This window comes from Caulobacter sp. GW821-FHT10E02, assembly GCF_059415225.1.
In genome coordinates, this window is sequence record NZ_JBWKMV010000001.1 from 1,898,469 (window position 1) to 1,922,744 (window position 24,276).

The window sequence follows — 24,276 nt, forward strand, 5'->3', positions numbered from 1 at the left end:
CTCGTCAGTGACGAAATCTTTCTAGTCGGTCATTTCAGCCCCGAACGCGGGTAGCCCACCTTTGCGCCCCAGGGTATAGGGGCTTCACATCGCACCAATAGGACGCAAAAAGTGTATCGGATCGCCGAAGGATCTCTAACACTGGCCTCCGAGTGGCAGGATCAGAGCGTCAACGTGCTTTTGCCCATGGGCGCCAAGGCGCATGGCGCAAATCTTGTCATCGCGAGGGACCGCCTCCCGCTTGGCATGACCTTCCACGATTATGTCGCTCAGATGCGCCAGAACTTCATGGCGCAGTTGGCCGGATGCGAGATCTTCGCCGACACGACGGGTCAGGTCGACGGTCGCGAGGCCCAGCTCATGGAGCTCAGCTGGCGTAGCGACGGCAAGCCTATCCACCAGGTCATGGCGATGGTGCTGCATGAAGCCAACGCCGTACTCACCTTCACCGGATCGATCCCGGGCGGGCGCGATGAGGAAACGCGAAACGCGCTGATCTCGGCGATCATGTCGTTCACCTTCGCGCCGTGACCGACGCGTCCCCTATCGCCCACGACAAGCTACGCGAGCTTGGTGAGCGCACCGCCGCCACGAGCAACGCGAGCACCGTGTCGGCGATCGCGACGACGGGGCACGTCGCCTCCGCCGGCATCGTGGCCGCGGGGGCCTATTCGGCCTACAGTTCGGGCGGATTGACCGCGCTGAAATGCTTTGGCGGCCGGGTCGCCGCGCCGATCGCGGGGGCCATGGCGGGCGCATGGATCGCAGAGCAGGTCCACGCCGACGAAGGGGCGTTCTGGGTCGCGCAGCAATTTGGCGCCCAGCGCCTCGCGGGGCCCGGGAAGCAGGCCGCGCACGTCACGCACCAGATCGCGCATAGCAACGCCTTCGCGGGGCTGCTCGCCGGCATAGCCGCCGGTATCGTCGTCGGGGCCCTCGTCGCGGTGAGCGCCGCCGCGATCATCGGTACGGCCGGGATGGCCGCGCCGCTCGTGGGGGCGGCGGTCGCCTTCGGGGCCGGCGCGGCGGGCGGATTCGTCACCGCCGCGATCGCCGGGGCCGGCGCCAAGATGGCCACCCTGTCCGGCCCGATCGCCACCGGCTCTCTCAATGTGTTCTTCGAAGGCAAGCCCGCGGCGCGCGTCACCGACATAGCCGCCTGCACCAAGCATCCGTCGGTCCCCTCGCTGATCATCGAGGGCAGCAAGACCATCTACATCAACGGCCTGCCGATGGCGCGCATCGGCCACAAGCTGTCGTGCGATGCGGTCGTCCAACAAGGCTGCGACACCGTGCTCGGCGACGATACGACCGGCAGCTACGGAACCCCCGACGCCGAGCTGTCGATCGCGGAACAGCTGTTGCTCTCGGTGGCCGAGGTCGTGGGTATGCGGTCGGCCGTGCGCCAGGGCGGGTTGCTGGACGGCGGGCTGCGGCGGCTGTTCGGCGAGCCGGTCGATATCGTCACGGGCGACTATGCCGACCAGCGGACCGACTTCCACTATCCCGGCATCCTGCCCTTGCGATTGGAGCGGACCTATCCTGGGCGAATGCAAGTGGAGGGCATGCTCGGCCCGCGCTGGATCTGCAATTGGTCGCAGCGCGTGCTGCTCGACCAGAAGGCGGGCACGGCGCTGCTCGAGGATGCGGAAGGCCAGCGGCTGTTGTTCGCGATCGGAAACGGATTCCAGATCGACGCCCGCCACCTCAAGGCGCCCTACTATTGGCTGACCGGCACGCGCGCCCGGCTTCGCCTGTTCGACAGCCGCACCCAGCAGTTCCTGCTCTTCGCGCCCGCTGGCGACGCGGCGACCCTCGAACTGGAGGGGATCGAGGATCGCAACGGCAACCGCATCCTGTTCCATCGCGACGCCCAGGGGCGCCTGACGAAGATCCGGCATGCGGACGGCACGACGTTCAGCGTGCAAACGACGCCGCAGGGCTGGCTGAGGACGCTGTCGATGGAAGGCGAGCGCGAGCCGCTCGTCCGCTACGACTATGATGCGGATGGGCGCCTGCTGCGTGTGGCGGGCGCGTTCACCGGCGAATTCCACTATCGCTACACGCCCGAAGGGTGGCTGAACGGGTGGCGTGACAGCGGCCTGACCGAGGTGGAGATCGCCTACGATCTGGCGGGCCGGGTCGTCGGCACGCACACCGGCGAAGGGATGTTCAACGACCGCTTCCTCTATTTCCCGGAGGAGCGGCGCTCGCGCTATGTCGACGCCACCGGAGCGGTCACGAGCTTCCGCTACGACGACAACGGCCTGGTCGTCGAGGAGGAGGATCCGCTCGGCGCGCGCACGATCAGCGAATGGGACTCGCTCGAGCGATTGCAGCGCCGGATCGATCCCGCCGGCCGCGAGACGCGCTTCGCCTACGACGGCGACGGGCGCCTGATCGACGATACCGACTGGGCCGGACGCAGCACCCGCTGGGCCTACGACCGCTGGGGCGCGCTGGTAGGGTTCGAGGGGCCCGACGGCGCCGCCAGCTGGACCCGCGATGCGCGCGGCAACATCGTCGCGTGGAAGGAAGCGAGCGGCGCCTCTGGCCATGCGGAATATGACGAGCGCGGCGCGGTGGTCCATGAGCACCTTGCCGGCTTTGGCGCCACGCACTGGGAAAACGATGCGGCCGGCCGGCCCCTCGCCCGCCATGAACCTGGCGACCGGGTCACGCGCTACGAGTGGGATCGGATGGGCCGCCTGCTAGCGCTCACCGACCCTGCGGGACGGATCAGCAGTTGGGCGTATCAGCATTCGCCCGAGAATCCGCGCGGTTTGGTCAGTCACGCGCACACGCCGGATGCCGGGGAGACTCGCTTCGCCTATGATAGCGAAGGGCTGATCAAGGCTCGCATCCGCGGCGACGGGCAAACGGTCCGCTTCGTCCACGGCGCGTTCGACACGCTGCGCGAGATCATCGACCCGCTCGGGGCCACGACGCAGTTCGCCTATGACGGCGCCGGCCGCCTGGCGGCGATCACCGACGCTGTCGGACAGCAATGGCGGTTCCGATACGATCCCGCCGGGCGGCTCTCCGCCCAGCTCGACTGGGCGGGCCGCGAGACGCTCTATCACCGCGACGTCCTCGGCCGCATCCAGAGCAAGCGGATGCCGGACGGGGCGGAACAGCGTTTTGAGTGGGACTCGCGCGACCGCATCATGCGGGTGACCGCAGGCGAAGACGCCATCTCCTATCGGTATGACGATCAGGACAGGCTGGTCGGCGCCAGCACCTGGATCATGGCCGATGGTGCGCCGAGGCGGATCGCCGATGTCTCGCTCGCCTACGACGGCAAGGGCCGGCTCGCCCGCGAGGAGCAGAACGGGATCGCGGTCGCCTATCGCTATGACGAGGCGGGGCGTTGCGTGGGCCGCTCCAGCCCTAGCGGCGAGACGGCGCTGGCGTTCGACGAGGCAGGGCTGCTCACGCGCTACGAAAGCAACGGTCATGCGCTGCGCTTCGCCCACGATGCGAGCGGGTTCGAGACGCTGCGCGAGCTGGCCGCGATCGGTACGCCGACCGCCTTCCAGCTTCGCCAGCGCTACGATCTGGGCGGACGGTTGGCGGAGCAGCGCGCGGGCGGCGTCACCGTCTTCGCGGCTGGGCGGAAAGAGCCTGACGCCCTGGCGCGCCGCTACGAGTGGGATCGTCTCGGCCGCCTGGCGGGCGTCGCCGAGACCGGCTCGGCGGTGGGCGAAGGCGTGACACGCTATCATTACGACCTGCGCGACCAGGCCGTGGCGGTGGAGCGCGCTGGCGGCCGCGAGACCTATCGCTACGACGCCTTGATGAATCTCGCCGAGGGCCTGGCGGGCGAGCACCGCTATTGGCGCGACTGCGTGGTCGAGGCGGGCCCCAATCGGTTCCGCTACGACGCGCGTGGGCGCATGACCGAGCGTGTGCTCACGCAAGCCGGTTTCCGCCCGCGTCGCTGGCGCTACCGTTGGGACGGGTTCGACCGCCTCGTGGGGCTGGAGACGCCCGACGGCGCGCGCTGGCGCTACACTTACGACGCGTTCGGGCGGCGGGTGGGCAAGGCGCTGCTCGACGAGCCCAATCGGCGGGTCGACTATGTGTGGCAGGGTCAGGCCATCGCCGAGGCGTGGCATCGTGGCGGCGACGGACCTGCCCGCTCCAACGCGCTGCACATCGAACGCTGGCATTTCGAGCCGGATGGGGTGCGCCCGCTCGCCAAGGAACTGGTCGGCGCCGGAGACGACGGCGCACCCGCATGCGGCGATACGGAACTTCTGCCGATCGTCGCCGACCAGATCGGCTCCCCCCACGCGCTGTTCGATGCGGAAGGCGAACGCCTTTGGCGCGCCGAGCCGGAGCTATGGGGCCGCACGCGCACAGCCCGCACCCTGATGCGTGAACGGCGTGGCGAAGCCGGGCGCGAGACGGACGAAACGCCGTGCGCGCTGCGCTTCCCAGGCCAGTGGGAAGATGCCGAGAGCGGCCTGCACTACAATCTCAACCGCTACTACGACCCCGAAACCGGACAATATCTGTCGCCCGACCCGATCGGGGTGTTCGGTGGCCTGAGAACCCACGCCTACGTCAACGACCCGCTGACCCGCATCGATCCGTACGGGCTGGCCGACTTGCCGGGAACTGTCACCTATCCCCTTCATCCGACGCTGACGCCTCAGCCAGGCGCCCGGGGCACCGCCATCGACCGCGCCTGGAAACAGGAGCGCGCCCTTGTCCAGGAATCAGGGCGCGGTACGGTGAACTGGACCCCCGCTCAGCGGGCCGAATTGATTGAATCCGGCCAAGTGAAAGGCTTTACCGGTCACCACATCAACAATGTGGCGACAACGCCAGCCTGGAAAGGCGACCCTCGAAATATCCGCTTCCTAGCCAATGGGAAGGAGGGCTTGCCAAACGATCACTACTACGCTGACCAAGGGCATCGCGGTGATTGGCAAAACAATACCAAAGGACGCCTTATCGATCGTGTCGAAATGCTCCGGCGCTTCCGCGCCGGATGTCTCTAGGAAGAAGAAACAATGTCGTATGCTGACGCCCTCGACGCCTTTGTCCGCGCCGCCGGCGAAAATGATATCGCCGTCACCTTGGAAAGGCCTGAAGGCGACGTGGCGCGGTTTTGCGAAACAGTCTTCGGCCAGCACCTGGCTGCCGAGATTGCGCGACTGGGTTACCCGAAAAGGGTCGAGATGCCCTGGATCGTCGAGACTTTCTATCTTTACGGACTCGACGAACTGTCCGAGCGCCAGGGCGGATATCGGTTCAACGGGCGCACCGGCGCCCCGTCCACGGGCTGGGATCCTGATCGCTTTGTCATTGCTGATTGGGCGGCCGACCCCATCACGGTCGGGCCGGACGGTTCGGTCTGCTATTCCGTTCATGGCGTAGGGTCGTGGACCTACACCCGGATCGCCGCGGACCTCCCCGCCTTTCTCCATCTCCTGGCGACATGGATCCGCTATTTCGTGGCAGAGCACGGCGCTAGTCTCTACGATGAGAATAGTGAGGTGCCGGAAGAGATCCGCGCCGAAATCCGTCGCGACGTCCTTGGCGCCGTGCCAGAAGCCGATAAGGACGCCGTGCTCAGCTTCCTGCTTGCGGATTAGAGCATGATATCGATACGTCCGGTCTCGCCAGCCGCTTCTTGAACCGCTTCGGTTGAGCTTGATGTGGCTCCATGCGGCGACAATCGCAGCGGCTGACGCCTTGACCGCATCCCTCGAAGGGCAGCGCCTCTATGCGATCTGCCTTCAGACGGCGGATGACGGCATGAGCGTTGGCTTCTGCGCCAATACCGAAGAAGGGTATGCCGAGAAACGCGCCTCCGAGGCCGATATTGAGGACATGACTCCGGAGTACCTGGCGTATCTGCGCTGGACCCCTGCGGAGTGGCGGTACGAAATATTCGGCGACGACCATTTCGCGGACGTCAATAGCGACATGATCGCGGCGAGCCTCAATGGAGGCGAGGATTTCAGCGCCTATTTCGACCGCCTCATCGACGCGATGATCGATGCGCTCGACCATCTGCGGGCCGAGCGGGCGCAGGCGCTCGACGGCGTCACCCTATTCGTGACGATCTCCGACAGCGAAAAGGCCGAAGCGGTCGAGCAGCGGTCCGCCAATCGCCTGAATTCGCCAACGCTCGCCAGTCAATTCAAGCAACCGCTGGACCAGAACTAGGTCGTTCAGCCCCAACATACCTCCCGCCGCCCTACACTGCTCTAGGCCGCCAGATAACGGTCGGCGGCCGTGACCAGCTTGTCGCTGGCGACCGGACCCGAGATCAATGACGTCAGCCATGGATCGGCATTGCGGCCGGTGTCGCTGACCGGGATGATCAACTGGATGGAGCCGCCGGCGTAGGATCGCCGCGTGACGCGCCCGCCGCGATCCTGTTCGGCGGCCGACACCTTGGGCTGGAACTTGGTCGCGCCCCAACAGGCCGGAACGGCCTGACCGCGCGGCACGTCCATGAACCAGACCAGGCCCTTGTCGCCCCAGTCGTCGCAGACGGCCCATCTCTGGCTCACCTCCTTGACCAGGTGCTTGCCTGACGGGCCGGCGGACAGGATTTCCGCGACCTCGCTGCCGTAGAGCCAGAACCGGCCGAGGCGGCCGTTCGCGCCCCGGCTTGAGTCACTGAACCTGACCAGGCGGATGGGCCCGGCGATCGTGGTGAAACGGAAGAGCCCGCCTTCGAAGGACTGGGCTTCCTGGACGCTGATGTCGAAGGGACTCAAGGAGCACCTCTCTGAAGAAGCGACTTTGACGGATCAGGCCTTCAGGGTGACGTTGACCCCCTGGGACTTCAGTTGGCCGTTCATCCACTCCGCGACGGCGAGCGCGCAGGCGCGATCGCCGACGACGTCGGCCCAGGGCACGCCGCCTGCGGCCCCGTGCGTGCCGGTGAACTTCTTCTCTTCCAGGGTGCCGTGGCCGTCCAGCCAGCGACCGGTGTTGTAGAAATAAAATCGCGACTTCACCGGATTGCGGATCCAGAAGGCCACGCTTCTGGCCGTGCGCGCGTGGGCGACGAAGTCCACATTGTCGGGAATGGTCTGGGACAGGCCCAGTTCGCTGGTCTGCATGTCGACGGCGTCGAACAGGAACATCGCCTTGACGCGCTTGCCCTGCGCCTTGAGCCGCTTGGCGGCGATGATCGCCGTACAGCCTCCGCGGCTGTAGCCCACCAGCATGATCGGACCGGACCCGCCCTGCGCCGCGCCGACGGCGCGGTCGGCGATCTGCGACACCTCGCTACCCGTCAGCGAGGGGCCTCGAAAGTAAGTACTTCCAACAACTTGCCTGGCTATCTGGCTGGGGAAGGAGTTCCCCATCTCTTTCGCATACTCCTTGTCGTCGCTGGGCCCGGTTCCATCGATGATGACAATCATACTCTCTCTCGCTGGCCAGAGGTCGCGGAAGCCTAGCGTCAGCACTCAGCACACTCAATACAGATCAACCACCTTTTGTTGTATTTTGAAGAAACTTCATATTGATCAACCAGATGATGTCAGATCAGTTAAAGCAAAGCTTGCTGATGATTTCCATCAAATCTCTCGGAACCTTTTTTCGACTTACCCGTTTTGCGCGGCCCGCACGCCATCAATCCTGTCACGCTCCCTCCGGAATGCCGCCAAAGCTTGACCATTGAGAGAACGCCCTTCGTTGAGCTGGAAGCTCATGGGGTCGACCTGGGCGCCCTTGACGATGACTTCGTAGTGGAGGTGCGGTCCCGACGAGAGGCCGGTATTGCCGGAGAACGCGATCGGCTGGCCCTGGCGCACCGTCGCGCCGACGACGACGCCCGGCGCGAACCGCGACAGGTGGGCGTAGGCGGTTTCCAACTCGCCCTTGTGGCGGATGCGGACGAACTGGCCGTGCCCGCCGTGCGGACCGACGAAGTCGACCACCCCGTCACCCGACGCATAGACCGCGGTCCCAACAGGAACGGCGAAGTCCGTCCCCTTGTGCAGGCGGGTGTAGCCCAGCACCGGATGCAGGCGCGGTCCGAAGCTGGAGGTGATGCGCGCGCCATTCACCGGCGTCCGCATCAGTCCGCGCACGACGCTGACGCCGTTGCCGTCGAACCAGCTGGGCCGGACGTCGCCGGGCGGCTGGAAGGCGTAGAGGGCGCGGGACTTGGTCGCCGTCTGCAGCGAGACGTAGACGAGCCGCTCGCTGCCGGCCACCGCCCCCTCGCCATCGATCTGGCGCTCGAACGCGGCCTCGAAGATGTCGCCCGGCTTGATCTCGCGCTGGAAGTCGAAGTCGAAAGCGAACGCGGCGGCGAAGTCGTCGATCAGCGAGTCCCGCACACCCGCCGCCACGGCGGAGGAATAGAAGCTGTTGGCGTCCATCTCGCCCCGCACGACCTTGACCTCGATGGTCCGGTCGGATTTCAGCGACCTGGCCTCGGCCACCCCCGCACCGTCGCCGCGCAGCAGCAGGCCGGAGCCGTCGGCTCGCCGTAGCTCGACGTCCTCGACCACGCCCGGCTGGGCGGTGAGGAAGCGCAGCGTCACCCGCAACTGTCCCGGCGCCGCGTCCAGCTTCTCGTTGGCGACGAGGCCCAGCCTGATCGCCCGCTCCTGGTTCACCCCCTCGGCGACCAGGGCAGCGGCCAGGTCCTGGACGCGCGCGATCACGAAGGTCCGCCGCAGACCCTGCGACGCCGCCGGCGCGGCGACCGAAGGTTGAGGCCGCGCCGGCTTGACGGTCCCGCGCCACAGCAACCACCCCGCCCCGCCGACCACGATCAGCCCGACCGCGCCAATCATGACAAGTCCAAGACGCCTTATGGTCAAGCTTTTTACGGCCAAGCTTGATTGTTCCGGCGGCGATTCGGATTTCGGAGAAGTTTTCCTCACCCAGCGACGGGGATCGAAAGACGTCTCGTCTTCTGTCCGGCGATGCATCCGTTTCTCTTTGCTTGCGTTTCCCAAAGCATAGCTTCCTGGGGCGGGCGAACCAGAGCCTATATCTGGGAAATCCGACTTCCGTAGCTCTAGCGACTAGTGTTTAAGTGCAACCCCCAGGGGAACGAGGGAAGCGTATGCAGAGCGACAGCCGCGTCGCGTGGCGCGAAGGTCTTTTCCTTCGACAACAGCACTTCCAACAGCAGGATCGCTATCTGGAGGCGCTGATTACAGCCCGGGCCAGCGGCCTGCGTCCCTATCCCTGGGGCGTGTCGCAACTCAAGCTCAACGCGGACCTGGCCGCCTTGGGCAAGTTCGCGGTCGAGTCGATGTCGGGCGTGCTGCCGGACGGGTTGCCGTTCTCGATTCCCGGCGACCTGCCGCCGCCGCCGCCGCTCGACATCCCCGCCGACGCCCGGGACGTGGTCATCTACCTGACCCTGCCCGCCCGGCAGGCCGGCGCCGTCGAGTTCAAGGGCCGCGAGGAGCGCGACACCGGCGCCGTGCGCTACCTGGTCGACGAAGAGGACGTCACCGACGCCTTCTCCGAGGAACGCGGACAGGAGCCCATCGAGGTCGCGCGACCCAACCTCGCCTTCGGCGTCACCCAGGACCAGACCTATGGCCGCGTCCTGCTCGGCCTGGCGCGCATCCGCGAGGTCCACAACGGCGGGCTGGTGTTCGACGAGCGCTACATCCCACCGGCGCTGGACATCCAGGCCAGTCGCCGCCTGTCGGGCTTCCTCAGCGACATCATCGGCCGGGCGGCCCAGCGCATCGACGAACTGGCGCTGCGCGCGGTCGAGACCACCGACGGCGGCGCCGAGACGTTCGCCAGCTTCCTGCTGCTGCAGACGCTGAACCGCTGGACGCCGCAGTTGCGCCACCTGGCCGCCCTGCCCGGCGTGCATCCAGAACGCCTCTACGAGACCTTCCTGGGCATGGCCGGCGAGCTGGCCACCCTGACCCGTCCTGACCGCCGGGCGCCGCCGTTTCCCGACTACATCCACGAAAAGCTGCAGCCGACCTTCGAGCCGGTCTTCGAAGTCCTGCAATCGGCGCTCTCGGCGGTGTTCGACCGCTCGGCGATCCAGCTGCCGCTGCAGATGGCCGGCCTGGGCGCCTACACCTCACGGATCACCGACCATAACCTCTACAAGAACGGCTACTTCTATCTCGCCGTGAACGCCCGCGCGTCCCTGGACGACATCCGCGGCCGCTTTCCGTCCGTGGCCAAGATCGGCGCGGTCCAGAAGATGCGCGAGATCGTCGATTCAGCCCTGCCCGGCGTGCCGCTACGCCACACGCCGACGCCGCCGCCCCAGCTGCGGGTCATTCCGGGCTACGTCTATTTCGAGCTCGACCGCTCTGCTCCCGACTGGCGCGATTTCGCCAGCGCCGCGGCCCTGGGCTTGCACGTCGCCGGCGACTGGCCCGAGCTGAAACTTGAGCTCTGGTGCGTGAAGGGGAACGGCCGATGACCGGCGACGAAGACCCCGAGAACCCGAACAAGACCGTTTTCCGGCCATCGCCGTTGCAGAACCTGCGCGCGGCCGGCTCTCCGCCGTCGCCCGCGTTCAGCCCGAGCTATGCTGGGAACTTCTCGTCCCCATCCGCCCCGCTTCGGCGCCGCCAGACCGCCAGCGACGACGACATCCCCCTGCCCCCGCCGGCCGCCCGGGCGCGGAACCCGATGATGCTGGCGGCCGCGCCGGTGCTGTCGCTGATCATCGGCGTCCGGTCCGGACGCGTACGGATCGACCTGCCGGAACTGCACCGCAGCGCGTCCGCCGGCGTCGCAGCCTTCGACAAGGCGCTGCACGCGGCGAACTACGACGCCGAGACCCGGCAGCGCGCCCTGTACGCCGTCAGCGCCACGGTCGACGACGTCGCCCAGAACCTGCCCGGCCAGGCGGCCGACGGCGCCGAATGGGCGCGCCGCAGCCTGGTCGTCCAGGCCTTCAACGAGAACATCGGCGGGGACCGCTTCTGGCGTCTGCTGGAGGACATGCTGGCGCGTCCCGCCCAGTTCGCCGACCTGATCGAACTCTATCACGCCTGTCTCGCCGCCGGGTTCGAGGGCCGCTATCGCGTCTCGCCGGACGGCAAGCGGCAGCTTCACGAGATCATGGCCAGCGCCTATGCCGCCCTGGATCATACGCGCGGCCTGTCGCAGACGGAGCTGGCTCCGCGCTGGCGAGGTCATCCGACGCCCGCCGCCCGGGTGAGCTTCTGGGGCGTCCTGGCCCTGGCGGGCGCGATCGCCCTGGGCGTCCTGCTGGCGGCGTTCATCCTGTTCCGCGTCGTGCTGATGCAGACGGGGGAACCGTCCCTGGCCGCGCTGAAGGCCATCAATCCCGACCAGCCGCTACGCATGTCGCGACAAGCCGCCCCGCCGCCGACGCCGACCAGCACGCAGCTCGAGCGCATCCGCGCCTTCCTGGCCCCGGAGATCGCCCAACACCTGGTCGCCGTCGAGCAGGACAGCCAGTCCATCCGTGTCCGCACGACGATCGGCACGCTGTTCAAGTCGGGCTCCGACAAGCTGGAGCCGAACGCCGACAAGCTCTTCGCCAGGATCGGCATGGCCATCGAGCCCGAGCGCGGCGCGGTGCGCGTGGAAGGACATGCCGACACCGATCGGCTGGCCAGCATCACCTTCCCGGACAACTTCGCCCTGTCAAAGGCGCGCGCCGAAGCCGCCGCCCGCATCGTCCGCGGCCAGCTGAGTGACAAGGCGCGCGTCAGCACCGAGGGCTTCGGCGACAGCCAGCCGATCGCTCCCAACGCCACGGCGGCCGGCAAGGCGCTGAACCGCCGTGTCGAAGTCGTCATTCCGCGCGGTGAACAGGCGCCATGAAGCGTTTCCTTCTGAACTGGTGGCTGCTGACCGGCCTGGCCGCGATCCTCACCATCGTCCTGTTCGTCCTGGTCCTGCCGCTGCTGGCGCCGTTCCTGCGGCCCTGGTGGGTCCGGCTGTTGCTGGCCTTGGGCGTCGCCGCCGTCTGGGGCGTCTTCGCCACGCTGCGCATCCTGCACGCCCGGAAGGCGTCGGCCGCCATCGTCGCCGAGCTCTCCGCCCCCTCGCCAGGCGACGCCGAGGCCGAGGCGCTGTCGGGCCGCATGCGCACGGCCCTGGCCAAGCTGAAGACGGCGGCCAGCGGTCAGCGCGACTACCTCTACGCCCGGCCCTGGTACGTGATCATCGGACCGCCGGGCGCGGGCAAGACCACCGCCCTGCTGAAGTCGGGCGTGCGGTTCCCGTTCTCCGACTCCGCGCTTAAGGGCGCGGGCGGCACTCGCAACCTGGACTTCTGGTTCGCCGACGAGGCGGTGCTGGTGGACACCGCCGGCCGCTACACCACCCAGACCTCCGACGCCGCCGTCGATCAGAAGGGCTGGGAGAGCTTCCTCGGACTGCTGCGCCGGACCCGACCGCTGCAGCCGATCAACGGCGTGCTGGTGGCCATCGGCCTGGACGAGATCCTGCACGCCGATCGCGCGGGCCTGGACGACCACGCCGTGGCCGTGCGCCACCGCCTGGCCGAGCTGCGCCGCGTGCTGGAGGTCTCGGCGCCGGTCTATGTGCTGTTCACCAAGGCCGACCTGCTGGCGGGCTTCGGCGAGTTCTTCGAGGACCTGGACGTCGAAGGCCGCCGCGCCGTGCTCGGCGCCAGCCTGCCGCTGGACGGCGCCTACGACCTGGAAGGCCTGCTGACCGAGTTCGACGCCGTCGTCCAGGCCCTCTCCGACCGTGTCGCCAAGCGCCTGCAGGAGGAGACCGATCCGCATCGCCGCAGCCTGATCCTCGGCTTCCCGGCCCAGGTGGCGTCGCTTCGTACGCGTCTGGCCCGCTTCCTGGATGGCGCGCTGGTCGCCGAGCAGGACGCGCCGGCCAAGCTGCGCGGCTTCTATTTCACCAGCGGCGTCCAGGAAGGCGCGCCGCTGGACCGCATCCTCGGCGACGTCGCGGCCGTCTATGACGCCCCCGCCGCTTTGCGCGCCGGCCAGGCCGGACGGGCCTATTTCCTCAATCGCCTCCTCAAGGAGGTGATCTTCGCCGAGGCCGGGCTGGTGCAGGCCTCGCCCCACGCCCGCGCCCGCCGCCGCACGGCCCTGATCGGCGGGATCAGCGCCGTGGCCCTGGCTTCGGTGGCCATCCTGTCGCTATGGACCGTCAGCTTCGCGCGGAACCGCGACCTGCAGGATCGTCTGCTGTCGGGCGCGCAAAACATCAGCGCCGAGGTGCGCGGCACCGGCGTCGACCTCGTCGAGGTGCGCGAGGGCGACCCCGATCTCGAACAGGCCCTGTCCCTGATCCGGGCCCTGCGCCAGCTGCCGCGGGGCTACGGCGACCAGGCCAAGGGCGGTGCGCCCCTGATGTCGCGCTGGGGCCTCTTCCAGGGCGGGCACGCCAAGGCGGCCAGGCAGGCCTATCTCGACTCCCTGCAGCGCATCCTGCTGCCGCGCCTGCTTCTGCGCCTCGAGCGCTACATGCAGGAGCACGCCCGGGAGCCCCTCAAGGTCTACGAGCCACTGAAGGTCTATCTCATGCTGGGCGGGCTGGGCCCGCTGGACGCCAAGGCCGTCAAGGCGTGGGTGACCGAGGACTGGAGCGAGACCGTCCTGCCCGGCGACGATCGGGCCGAGGTGCGCGCCGAACTGGCCTCGCACCTGGACGCCATGCTGGCCGATCCGCAGCTGGGCCGCGTGTGGCCGGGGCGCGAAGCGCCGCTCGACGGGGCGCTGATCGAGTCGACGCGCGCGGCGATCCAGACCCTGTCCCTGGCCGACCGGGCCTACGCCATCCTTCGCCAGAAGGCCTCGGCCAGCGACCAGCCCGACTGGCGCGCCGACACCGTGCTGGCCAGCGGCGACCGGCAGGCCTTCCTGAACGGCGACTCGGTGCTGCAGGCCAGCGTGCCCTACTTCTTCACGCGGGCAGGCTTCGAGCGCGCCTACCAGCCGGGCCTGCAGACCGTCGCCGCGGACCTCGAGAAGGACCTCTGGGTCATGGGCGGGGACGCCAACAAGGCGGCGATCCGCGGCCAAATCACCCAGGTCCGGCCGGGCGTGGCCGCCCTCTACGCCAAGGAATACATCGCCGCCTGGGACGGTGTGGTGCAGGGCCTCAAGCCCGCCGACTACTTCTCCAACCCCGCCGCCCTCGGGGCCTTCACGCGCACGCCCTCGCCCCTGAAGGTGCTGCTGCTGGAGGTGCGCAAGAACACCACGTTCAGCAAGCCGCTGCCGATCCGCGCGCCCAGCAAGCTGAAGGCCGCCGCCAAGATCGTCGGCGGCGCGGTGCTGGAGACGGGCGGCGTCGACGCCGGCAAGACCATCACCGGCTACTTCCGTCCGCTGGCGGATTATGTCGGCGACGGCAAGGGCGCAGCGCCGATCGAGGAGTTCCTCGCCGCGGTGAAGCAGGCGGCCTCGGCGAACATGGCCGCGGGCGTGGCGGGCGGCGGTCTGGGCGGCGTCTCGGCGCAGGGCGAGCTGGCCTCGGCCCTGGGCCAGGTCGCCACCGCCGGCGTGGTCGCCCCTCCGCAACTGCAGGGCTTCGTCACCGAGGCCACGCGGACGGGCAAGGGCGCGGCCGTGTCATCGGCCCAGAACGCCATCGCCCAGGAATACGCCTCTGGCCTGGCCGGCGCGTGCCGCAGCGCCAGCGAGAACCGCTATCCCTTCTACGGCGCGGCGCGCAACGATGGCGCGACTGGCGAGATGCTGCAGGTCTTCGGCCTCAACGGCCAGTTCGACAGCCTGGTGCGTGACCGCCTCCAGCCGCTGCTGGTCACCTCGGGGCCGGTCTGGCGGTGGCGGAGCGAGGATCCGATCGCCGCCACGTTCGACCCGACCAGCGCCGAGCAGTTCCAGAAGGCGGCCCAGGTCCGCGACCTCATCACCTCGGGCCTGCCGCTCAAGGTCGAGGCGGCCGGCTTTGGCGGCGCGATCACCGCCGCGGAGTTCTCGGCGGCCGGGACCACCTATCGTTTCGAGCCCAGCACCGTCGGGGCCAAGCCGGTGATGTGGTCCATCTCCAGCCTGCCGGAAGCCCGCCTGGTGCTCTATTCCGGCGCCAAGGAGGTCCGGCGCTTCGAGGCCCAGGGGCCGTGGGCGTTGTTCCATCTGATGGACGCCGCCCAGAAGGAGAATGCGGGTCCGACGACGGTGAAGGCGACCTTCGGCCAGGGCGCGCAGTACTTCTCCCTCAAGGTCAGCCTGCCGTCGGACAAGAACCCGTTCGGACGCGGGGGCCTATGGTCGTTCCGATGCCCGGGGAAGCTGTGAGCGCCCCGCGCGTCTTCGCGTTCGGCAAGTTGCCGACGCACGGCGACTTCGTCTCGCGCGGCCTGGCGGCCGACGAGCGCGAGGCCTGGGACGCCTGGTCCAGCGCCGGCCTGGAGGCGGCGCGCGCGGCGCTGGGCGACGCGTTCGAGCGCCGGCACGACGCCGCGCCGCCCGTCCGCTTCGCCTTCGGCCCCGGCGGCTTCGGCCCCGGCTGGAGCACCGGGGCCCTGACCGCCTCGATCGACGCGGCGGGCCGGCGGTTCATCGTCGTCCTGGGCGTCCGCACCCAGGACGCGCCCTCGGCGCGCGAGCGACTGGCCGAGGCGGCCGAGGACGAGATCTACCGCGCGTTCGAGGCGGGCGCGGACATCGATGCGATGGTGGCCAAAGCGCAAGATGTCTTTCAAACTCTGGAATCAGAAGGCGAGCCGGATGCGCATGGACGCTTCTGGCGACCGGTCTCGCCCTTCGATATCTCCGCCGGCCAACCGCCCGCCGATCTGATCACCCGGGCCTTGACGATATAAGGAGCTGTCATGGACGACGGAAACCTGCGGTTCCGCGACGCGGTTCTCACCCACCCCGGCCGGGTGCGCAGCGACAACGAGGACAACGTCCTCGCGCGCCCCGACGAGGGCTTGTGGGTCGTGGCCGACGGCATGGGGGGCCATGCCAACGGCAAGTGGTCGTCGAGGACCATCGTCAACGCGCTTGAGGCCACAACCCTGCCCGCCGACTTCGACGCGGCGTCCGAGGCGGCCGCGGCGGCCGTGCACAAAGCCAACGAGCGGATCTGGCTGAAAGCCGGCGGCCAGCCCATGGGCTCGACCGTGGTGGTGCTGCTTCTGCGCGGCCAGCGCTTCGCGGTCTTCTGGGCGGGCGACAGCCGCTGCTACCTGCTGCGCGCCGGCAAGCTCTACCAGCTGACCGTCGACCATTCGCAGGTCCAGGAGATGGTCGCCGCCGGACGCCTGACGCCGGAGGAAGCTGAAAACCATCCCATGGCCCACGTGCTGTCGCGCGCCGTCGGCGTGGGACCGCGGCTGGAACTGGACGCTGTGTCGGACGAGGCTCGGATCGGCGACGTCTTCCTGGTCTGCAGCGACGGCCTGACCCGCGTGATCCCGGACGACGAGCTGGCGGCGATCCTGACCCGCGGCAATCCCGGCGCCATGGTCGACACCCTGGTCGCGACCTGCCTGGAGCGCGGCGCGCCGGACAATGTCAGCGTGGCGGTCGTGGCCTGCGACGAGACAACCTTGCTCGCCCTGGCCTAACTGCGGGAGGACGTCCTGGCCTTGGCCTTCATGTCGGCGGCGATCCGCTCATAGGCGTCGCGGAACTCCTTGGCGAAGACCTCCATGAAGGCTTCGTCCGATCCGCGCGTGACCCCCTCGAACTCCCGCTCATAGGCTTGCCATAGCGCGGCGTCGCGGGCGCTGGGCAGGATCTTGGCCAGCAGTCCCTTGTTCTCGGCGCGACCGCGGATCGCCGACGGGGAGAAGCGGTCCAGCGTCGCGGCCAGCGCGCCCTGCATGGCCGAAAGCGTCGCCATCTGATGGGCCTGAAGGTCGCGGAAGGCGTCCTCCACCGCCCGGTCGGAGGGCATGAAGCCGCGATCCGGCCTGTTCAGCATCTGGGCCAGAGCCCGATCGGCCGAGCGCGTGAACTTCAGCGGATTGTTGCCGTCGAACTCCAGGGCCGTACCCTGGGCGCCCAGTTGGGCCTTGGCTCGGGCGCGGGCCTCCAGCATGACGACCAGGCCGCCCATCAACCGCCGCAACAGCCCGCCGGCGGTCGCCAGCACCTGCTGCGGGGACTCGCGGAAGTCCTCGGGCTGCAGGCCCGCTCCGCCCAGGAAGGCGTTCCAATCGGAGCCGCCCGCGGACGAGGGCTGGGGGGCGCGCGGCGGAATCGGCGTCTCGGCGACAGGAGGCTGGACGGGCGTCGAGGGGGCGGTCGTCCCGTGGTCCCAACCGGGCGCCGGCGTGGCGACGGGAGACGGCGCGAAGCCGCGATCCCAATCCACCTCGTTGGTCACCGCCAGTCGGCCCCAGACGTCGTCGGCCGTCGGCGCGGCGGGCGCCCGTGGCTCGCTGGACCAGGCCGAGGGCGGCGGCGCCTGGGGCGCCTCGGCCGCCCAGGCGGAGACCGGCTGCGGCTCGGCCTGCACCCGCGGCGGCGCCCAGGCGCCCGAGGCGGCGCCCTGCCCCGTGATCGCGGCCCTGGGCGTGGGCTGGTCCCAGCGACCGGGATCGCCCACTACCTCGCGGCCGCCGTGACTGTCCCACCCGTTCCAGGCCAGGGGATCGCGCGCCAGGTCATTGGCCACGGCCTGGTTCAACCGGGCCTCGATCTCGTAGTGGCCGATCAGGATCACGTCACCGTCGTCGATGCGGTGCGGCGCCGAGAGTCGCGTGGTCGATCGGTTGACGAAAGTGCCGTTGGTGCTGCGGTCGACCAGCACGTAGCCGCTATCGCGATATTCGATCTCGCAATGCGAGGAAGAGATGTAGCTGCGCGGGTCCGGCAGACACCAGTCCATGTGCGGCGAGCGCCCGATCCGGGCCCCGTGGCGGTCCAGGGTGAGCTGCGCCGCCTCGCCGTTGTCGAGTCGATCCAGGGACTTGATGGTCAGGACAAGGGTCATTGAAGAGCGTCTTCGCTGCCGACGGCCAGAGCGTCGCCCAGCGCGAGGGCGGCGCGCAAGCCTTCCTGTCGACGACCGCTACGGGTCGCGGCCGTCAGCACCGCCCCGGCCGCGAAGGCGCCCAAGGCGTCCTTGGGCGCCGGCAGCGGTTCGAGGTCCGCCGGGGCCAACGATCCGCCCGAGAAGAACACCGCCAAGGCGCACATCCGCTGCGCGCTGACGCTGCCGGCGGCCTCCGCCGCATCATACGCCGCGCGTCGGCGACTGTCGTTGGGTTCGCGCAGCCACTGCTGCGCCGCGTCCAGGGCGGCGGCGTCGCGCGGCGCCAGATCCGGAGGCGAGAGTTCGCGCACGGTCCTGACGGCCCAGGCCACGACCTCGTAGCGCGGCAGGGCCTGGCCCAGGAACAGGACCGCATCGTCGTCCCGGCCTTCCTCGCGCAAGCGATCGAAGACGGCCTCCGGCGGGTCCTGGTCATGTTCCGACACGGGCCATTCCAGGATCGCGGTGACTTGGCCCGCCTCCGTCCAGCGAACCTGTTTCCAGCGTTTCATGCGGGTCCTAGTTGATCTTGACCATGCCGCCCGTGACCGTCGTCATGGTCGTTCCATTGACCTCGGTCTTCTTGCTCGTGACCCTCTGCACGACCTTGGCGTCGCTGACGATCGTCAGCGAATCCAGGGTGATGCTGGAAGGGTCCATCGTGATCGTGCTCTTGCCGACCTTCAGGGTGATGCTCGTGGCGGCGGTTATGGTCACCGCGCCCTTGTCGACCGTGACCGAATAGTCGCCCGACCGGACAGTCGTCGCATCATTCTTCTCGATCGTCGTCGTGCGCTTGCCCGCGCTGACCTCGTGGGTCTGGTCCCCGGTCTCCACGGTCGTGGTCTCGTTGCGTTTGACCGCCGTCACCCGGTCGCGCCCCACGCGCGTGGCGCGGTCGCGCTGGACGGTCAGCTTGTCGTCCAGCAGGACGTCGCGCACCATCTCGCGCTGGGCGTGGATGTAGATCTCCTCGGACCCGCCCTTGTCCTCCAGGCGGATCTCATTGAACCCGATGCTGTTGGCGGGCGGCGTCTTCTCGGCCCCGGCATAGTCGCCCAGGCGGCCGACGGTCTGGCTCTTCCACAGCGACCGGGTCTTCTGGACGGGCAGGTCATAGGCGTGCTTGCGCTGGCCGTTGTAGACGCGGCCGGTGATGATCGGACGGTCGGGATCGCCGTTCAGGAAATCGACGATCACCTCCTGACCGACGCGCGGATGGTCGACATTGCCGAAACCCTCGCCGGCGGCGTGGTGCGAAACGCGTATCCAGCACGAGGTCTTGCCCGGCTGGTCGGGAGAGCGGTCCCAGTGGAAACGGACCTTCACCCGGCCCCATTCATCGACATAGATCACCTCGCCGGGCGGTCCCGTGACGGTCGCGGTCTCTACCCCGGTGGACACCGGCTTGGCGGCCGTCAGCGGCGGGCGGAACAGGGTCTCGCCCGGGATGGCGATGACGTTGACGCGCCGCGCCTGGCGGTCATCGCCGCTGCGGTGACTTTCGGCCTCGATCACGTGGTTCAGGCCGGTGATCAGATATTCCTGATTGAAGCGATCGACCCCTGCCTCGGTCAGCGTGAACAGGCCGCCGCAAGCCAGGCCCAGCACGTCACCGCCGCCCGTGTAGAGCCGGCGCGGCGCACGGCTCGCGGCCAGGCGTGACTTGCCCCGCGCCTCGCCGTCGGCCTGCTCGGTAAAGTCGCCGAGGTACTCGTAGACCTCCAGGGCGTCGCCTGGATGCTGTTCGGCGCTGTTGGCCACGGCCTCGACCGGGCTCTGGGGCTTGGTGAAGTCGAAGCTTCTCAGGGTCACCTTGGCCTGGCTGGCCGAACTGACTCGCTCGTTCCAGTCCGACAGGGTGTCGGGCGTGGTCGCCTCGTCGCCCGACACGGGCAGGAAGCGGATGGTCTCATAGCCTGGCGCGGGCTGGTGCGCCGACTTGCCGTCGCAGAGCACCAGCTTGTGGGCCGCCTCCTCGTGCCGGAAATAGTAGTAGACACCCTCGTCCTCGAAGAGACGCGACAGGAAGTTGAAGTCGCTCTCCTTGTACTGGACGCAATACTCGCGAGGCTTGTAGGCGCCGGTGAGCTTGTCGAACTCGACATCCTTCATACCGGCGTCGGCGAACACCTGCTTGGCGATGTCGATGATGCTCTTGTCCTGGAAGATCCGGTAGTTCCGGTTCTGGTCGAGCAGGGCGAACCACGGCTTCACTGTCAAACGGTAGTGCGCGCCGCTGATGTCGACCTTGGTCAGGACGGCGTCCGTCAACAACCCATGGAAGTAGCGGACGTGATCCGTCTCGTCGCCGACGTCGAACGAGACCGGCTTGCCGACATGCGGCAGGAAGTCGATTTCGTCGATTGAAAATCCTTCCGCAATAATGGTGAACGGCTCACTCAAGCGCTCAAGGCACTCGAAACGCTCAAGATTAAGCTTAGCCGTACCAAGCGAGACAGATATGGCCGCCTGCCGATCCATTAATCGCTCCCGTTACTAAGCTTTACCATAAGCTGGCCAGAATTTCGCGACTAGGTGTAGCCGGTAAATATCAAATCTCAACCAGATGCACTTGCCAAACTCGTTTCTTTGGCCACACTTCGCGCCACCCGTCGACACCCTGACCTCTCAAGCCGAGGTTGAGGAATTCCGGGTTCGGAACAACGGCAGTGGCTTCGAACATGGCGCTTGATCTCGGTCGACTGTTGGCGCCGGTCTCCGACGAGGACCCCACCGGCCCCGACCTCGCCTACGACCCGGGGCGCTACGAGATCGAGCAGGCGTTTGAAACGGAGGTCTCGATCGACGCCTCGGGCGTCGAGAGCCAGCCGTCCGAGGTCGACTGGCGCACGATCGTCGACCGCATCGTCGAGCAGAGCGACCGCACCAAGGACCTGTGGCTGGCGGCCTATCTGTGTCGCGCCGGCGCCCGCGCCGGTGAGCTCGAGACAGTCGAGCTGGGCGCGCGCAACCTTTCGGGCCTGCTGGAGGCCTACTGGCCCAGCGTCCATCCAAGGCTCGAGGACTACGGCTTTCAGGGCCGCAAGGGCCCCTGCGACTCCCTGGTCAGCCAGGCGCAGTTCCTGGCGCCGCTGCGTAAGATCACCCTGATCAATCATCCACGCCTTGGCCGCTATTCGATCGACGACTTCGAACGGTTCCGCTTGAGAGGTGAAAGCGAGGAAGGCTACGGAATGTTCCGCGCCGCCCTCGAGGATTTGCACTACGAGGGCCTGGACGAGATCGTCGAGCGCCTGGATGCGATCGCGGACAACCTCCGGCGCGCCGATCTGGTGCTGACGTCCAACGCCGACGAGGCGGGCGGGACCAACTTCAAGGCCGCCTACGAGTCCCTGGGGCAGATGCGTCGCGCCATCCAGGCCTTCAGCCCCGAGCCCATCGCGCAAGAAGCCTCGGAACCACCCGTGCAGCCGCACGTTGCACCGTCAAGCTTTTCAAATGTCGCCGTTATGGCGGCGCGGATCGAGACCCGGGACGATGTCATCCGGGCCCTCGATGCGCTCAGCGACTACTACCAACGCAAGGAGCCGGGACACCCGATCCTGACCTTGATGCGCCGCGCGAGGGAATGGGTGGGTCAGGACTTCATGACGATCCTAGAAGATATCGCCCCCGGCAGCCTCGATGAGGCGCGCTCGGTTCTGCAATCGCGAAAGCAACGCGAACAGTCTTGAAAGATTATTAGAACATCGCTTGACATCTCAATGAGATCGAACAAGCCTTGAATATCCACGTAAGCTCTAATTACGGGTGACTTAATCATGGCGTCAAATAAAGGCGGGCAGCGGTTTATCAAAGAAAACCGCGCACCTCGTGTCCACATCGAATACGAGGTCGAAACCTTCGGCTCGCGCCAGAAGATTGAGTTGCCGTTCGTGGTCGGCGTGATGTCCGACCTGTCGGGCAAGTCCAACGTCGAGAAGAAGCCGATGGACAAGCGCGACTTCGTCGAATTCGACATGGACAACTTCGAACAGAAGATGGAGGCGATCGCCCCGCGCGCCGCCTTCACGGTCGACAACACCCTGACGGGCGAGGGCAAGATCGGCGTCGATCTGACCTTCAAGTCGATGGAGGACTTCTCGCCCGGTCAGGTGGCCAAGAACGTCCCGGCCCTGGCCAAGCTGCTCGAGGCCCGCCAGCAGCTCAACGACCTGATGCTCTACATGGACGGCAAGGACGGCGCCCAGGACCTGCTCGACAAGGTCCTGAAGGACGCCGAGCTGATGAAGGCCCTGGCCGCGGCCAAGCCGCCCGCCGAAGCCGACAAAGCCGCAGACAGCAACGCGTAAGGCCAGGGAGCCCCTCGATGGCAGAGACCCTTCAACAGACGGTCGCCCCGGTCGCCGACGAGACCGTCACGGTCGACGACTTCACCGCGCTGCTGCAGCGCGAGTTCAAGCCCAACACCGACGCCAAGCAGGCGCGGATCGAAGAGGCTGTCCGGACCCTGGCCCAGCAGGCGCTGGTCGACACCCAGGTCATCGGCGGCGACGTCTTCTCGACCGTCGACGCCCTGAAGGCGGCGATCGATCGCAAGCTGACCGAGCAGGTCAACAAGATCATCCACAACGCCGAGTTCCAGAGGCTCGAGTCCGCCTGGCGCGGCCTCTGGTACCTGGTCGGCAACACCCCCACGGGCAAGGACCTGAAGGTCCGCGTGCTAAACGTGTCGAAGGACGAGACCCGCAAGATGCTGCGGCAGTTCCGCGACGCGGCCTGGGACCAGAGCCCACTGTTCAAGAAGATCTACGAGGCCGAGTTCGGCCAGCTGGGCGGCCAGCCCTATGGCGCATTCATCTGCGACTACGCGTTCGATCACACCGCCCCCGACATTGAGGTGATGAAGGGCCTGGCCAAGATCGGCGCGGCGGCCCACGCCCCGTTCATCGCGGCGGCGGACTCCGAATTGCTGGGCATGCAGAGCTGGCAGGAGCTGGCCAATCCGCGTGACATCGCCAAGCAGTTCGACGCCACCGACTACATGGCGTGGCGCTCGTTCCGCAATTCGAACGACAGCCGCTACATGGCGCTGACCCTGCCCCGCTTCCTGGGTCGCCCCCTGTATGGCGCCAACAGCGAGCCGGTCGAGGAGTTCGCCTTCGAGGAGGACACCGACGGCGGCCAGCACGACAACTATCTGTGGCTGAACGCGTCCTATGCGCTGGGCGTGCGGATCACCGAGGCCTTCAAGACCTACGGCTGGTGCACACGCATCCGGGGCGTGGAGTCCGGCGGCACGGTCGAGGACCTGCCGACGGCGATGTTCCCGACCGACGACGGCGCGCTGGACGCCAAGTGCCCGACCGAGATCGCCATCTCGGACCGGCGCGAGGCCGAACTGTCCAAGGCCGGACTGATGGCCCTGGTGCACCGCAAGAACACCGACCAGGCCACCTTCATCGGCGCCCAGACCCTGCACGCCCCCAAGGCGTACGAGGACGCGGACGCCACGGCCAGCGCCAACCTGTCGGCCCGCCTGCCCTACATCTTCGCCAGCTGCCGCTTCGCCCACTACTTGAAGTGCATGGTGCGCGACTGGATCGGCAGCAGCCGCGAGGCCCCGGCCCTGACCAGCGACCTTCAGTCCTGGATCATGCAGTACGTGGACATGCAGCCCGACTTCTCGACCGAAGAAGACAAGGCCCGCAAGCCCCTGAAATCCGCCTCGGTGGATGTCATCCCCGACCCCGAGAACCCCGGCTACTACCGCGGTGTTTTCCGCATGGTGCCGCACTACCAACTCGAGGGGATGGACGTGTCGCTCAGCATGGTTTCGCGTCTCCCCAAGAGCGCGAACTAGTCATCAGTAATCATTTCTCGTGAGGAGAGCGCCTTATGGCCGTGGATATGTTCCTGAAACTTGAAGGCATCAGTGGCGAGTCCAAGGACAGCACCCACAAAGGAGAGATCGATATCCTGGCCTGGAGCTGGGGTCTGACGAACTCGGGCACCGCTCATGTCGGCGGCGGCGCTGGCGCCGGCAAGGTCAATGTCCAGGACCTCTCGTTCACGAAGTACGTCGACCTGTCGACGTCGCCGCTGCTCTTGGCGGCCGCCAATGGCAAACACATCAGCAAGGCCACCCTGGTGGTCCGCAAGGCCGGCGAGAACCCGCTGGAATACATCACCATCACCATGACCGACGTGCTGGTGACCTCGGTCTCGACCGGCGGCAGCGGCGGCGAGGATCGTCTCACCGAGAACGTCTCGCTGAACTTCGCCAAGGTCGAGGTCTCCTACAAGGAGCAGTCGCAGGCGGGTAAGGCCGCCGGCACCGGCGACTTCAAGTGGGATATCGCGGGTAACGTAAAGTTCTAAACGGCTCGCGCCGGTCCTCGGCGA

The 24,276-nt window shown here is 67.5% G+C and carries 19 protein-coding genes; 13 read left to right on the forward strand and 6 right to left on the reverse strand.

Annotated elements, in window-relative coordinates; genetic code table 11:
* The first annotated feature begins 111 nt into the window (after positions 1-111).
* From AC07NI_RS08435 to AC07NI_RS08450, 4 genes are all read left to right on the forward strand, one after another.
* Complete coding sequence (locus AC07NI_RS08435; RefSeq protein WP_492809976.1) at positions 112-531, forward strand: DUF1795 domain-containing protein; 420 nt, start codon at positions 112-114, stop codon at positions 529-531.
* A complete protein-coding gene (locus AC07NI_RS08440) occupies positions 528-5,009 on the forward strand; it encodes an RHS repeat-associated core domain-containing protein (RefSeq protein ID WP_494617756.1) in 4,482 nt (1,493 codons plus the stop codon). Before AC07NI_RS08435 ends, AC07NI_RS08440 begins: the two co-directional genes overlap by 4 nt.
* Before the next feature lie 12 nt (positions 5,010-5,021).
* Positions 5,022-5,606 (forward strand): hypothetical protein, encoded by a 585-nt coding sequence (locus tag AC07NI_RS08445; protein WP_494617757.1) that lies wholly within the window; start codon positions 5,022-5,024, stop codon positions 5,604-5,606.
* A 61-nt stretch (positions 5,607-5,667) separates the two neighbouring features.
* The gene (locus AC07NI_RS08450; RefSeq protein ID WP_494618317.1) at positions 5,668-6,183 is read left to right on the forward strand and encodes a DUF4303 domain-containing protein; all 516 of its coding nucleotides are present in this window, start codon (positions 5,668-5,670) and stop codon (positions 6,181-6,183) included.
* 41 nt (positions 6,184-6,224) lie between these two features.
* On the opposite strand, the gene AC07NI_RS08455 is transcribed toward AC07NI_RS08450, so the two are convergent.
* From AC07NI_RS08455 to AC07NI_RS08465, 3 genes are all read right to left on the reverse strand, one after another.
* Positions 6,225-6,743 carry a hypothetical protein gene (locus AC07NI_RS08455; RefSeq protein ID WP_494617758.1) on the reverse strand — a complete coding sequence of 173 codons (519 nt, stop codon included), beginning with the start codon at positions 6,741-6,743 and terminating at the stop codon, positions 6,225-6,227.
* Between the two features lie 33 nt (positions 6,744-6,776).
* The gene (locus tag AC07NI_RS08460) at positions 6,777-7,256 is read right to left on the reverse strand and encodes a thioesterase domain-containing protein (RefSeq protein ID WP_494617759.1); all 480 of its coding nucleotides are present in this window, start codon (positions 7,254-7,256) and stop codon (positions 6,777-6,779) included.
* A gap of 324 nt (positions 7,257-7,580) precedes the next feature.
* Positions 7,581-8,783, reverse strand: coding sequence for a peptidoglycan DD-metalloendopeptidase family protein (locus AC07NI_RS08465; protein ID WP_494617760.1), 1,203 nt, complete (start codon positions 8,781-8,783; stop codon positions 7,581-7,583).
* A 275-nt stretch (positions 8,784-9,058) separates the two neighbouring features.
* Here AC07NI_RS08465 and tssK point away from each other — a divergent pair, with 275 nt between their 5' ends.
* Genes tssK through AC07NI_RS08490 form a run of 5 tightly spaced genes read left to right on the forward strand, consistent with a single transcriptional unit; the run spans position 9,059 to position 16,492 of the window.
* On the forward strand, positions 9,059-10,402 hold the full coding sequence (gene tssK / locus AC07NI_RS08470; RefSeq protein WP_494617761.1) for a type VI secretion system baseplate subunit TssK: 1,344 nt from the start codon (positions 9,059-9,061) through the stop codon (positions 10,400-10,402).
* Entirely contained in the window at positions 10,399-11,781 is a 1,383-nt protein-coding gene (icmH, locus tag AC07NI_RS08475) for a type IVB secretion system protein IcmH/DotU (RefSeq protein ID WP_494617762.1), read from the forward strand. The genes tssK and icmH overlap by 4 nt, the downstream gene beginning before the upstream one ends.
* On the forward strand, positions 11,778-15,215 hold the full coding sequence (gene tssM, locus AC07NI_RS08480; RefSeq protein ID WP_494617763.1) for a type VI secretion system membrane subunit TssM: 3,438 nt from the start codon (positions 11,778-11,780) through the stop codon (positions 15,213-15,215). Before icmH ends, tssM begins: the two co-directional genes overlap by 4 nt.
* Positions 15,212-15,742: a type VI secretion system-associated protein TagF gene (gene tagF / locus AC07NI_RS08485; RefSeq protein ID WP_494617764.1), complete on the forward strand. Its 531-nt coding sequence runs from the start codon at positions 15,212-15,214 to the stop codon at positions 15,740-15,742. The genes tssM and tagF overlap by 4 nt, the downstream gene beginning before the upstream one ends.
* A gap of 9 nt (positions 15,743-15,751) precedes the next feature.
* On the forward strand, positions 15,752-16,492 hold the full coding sequence (locus tag AC07NI_RS08490; protein ID WP_494617765.1) for a PP2C family protein-serine/threonine phosphatase: 741 nt from the start codon (positions 15,752-15,754) through the stop codon (positions 16,490-16,492).
* Here the strand turns inward: AC07NI_RS08490 and tagH are convergent.
* From tagH to AC07NI_RS08505, 3 genes are read right to left on the reverse strand one after another with little or no spacing between them, the layout of a single operon-like run.
* Entirely contained in the window at positions 16,489-17,865 is a 1,377-nt protein-coding gene (gene tagH, locus AC07NI_RS08495; RefSeq protein ID WP_494617766.1) for a type VI secretion system-associated FHA domain protein TagH, read from the reverse strand. The two genes, AC07NI_RS08490 and tagH, sit on opposite strands and share 4 nt — an antisense overlap.
* A complete protein-coding gene (locus tag AC07NI_RS08500) occupies positions 17,862-18,419 on the reverse strand; it encodes a DUF6931 family protein (RefSeq protein ID WP_494617767.1) in 558 nt (185 codons plus the stop codon). Before AC07NI_RS08500 ends, tagH begins: the two co-directional genes overlap by 4 nt.
* A gap of 7 nt (positions 18,420-18,426) precedes the next feature.
* The gene (locus AC07NI_RS08505; RefSeq protein ID WP_494617768.1) at positions 18,427-20,391 is read right to left on the reverse strand and encodes a type VI secretion system Vgr family protein; all 1,965 of its coding nucleotides are present in this window, start codon (positions 20,389-20,391) and stop codon (positions 18,427-18,429) included.
* Positions 20,392-20,591: 200 nt separating this feature from the next.
* Between AC07NI_RS08505 and AC07NI_RS08510 the strand changes: the two genes are divergently transcribed.
* From AC07NI_RS08510 to AC07NI_RS08525, 4 genes are all read left to right on the forward strand, one after another.
* Entirely contained in the window at positions 20,592-21,605 is a 1,014-nt protein-coding gene (locus AC07NI_RS08510; RefSeq protein WP_494617769.1) for a type VI secretion system protein TssA, read from the forward strand.
* An 87-nt stretch (positions 21,606-21,692) separates the two neighbouring features.
* Complete coding sequence (gene tssB, locus AC07NI_RS08515; protein WP_494617770.1) at positions 21,693-22,223, forward strand: type VI secretion system contractile sheath small subunit; 531 nt, start codon at positions 21,693-21,695, stop codon at positions 22,221-22,223.
* Positions 22,224-22,240: 17 nt separating this feature from the next.
* A complete protein-coding gene (gene tssC, locus AC07NI_RS08520) occupies positions 22,241-23,734 on the forward strand; it encodes a type VI secretion system contractile sheath large subunit (RefSeq protein WP_494617771.1) in 1,494 nt (497 codons plus the stop codon).
* Between the two features lie 35 nt (positions 23,735-23,769).
* Positions 23,770-24,252, forward strand: a complete 483-nt coding sequence (locus tag AC07NI_RS08525) for an Hcp family type VI secretion system effector (RefSeq protein ID WP_494617772.1) — start codon at positions 23,770-23,772, stop codon at positions 24,250-24,252.
* The last annotated feature ends 24 nt before the right edge of the window (positions 24,253-24,276 follow it).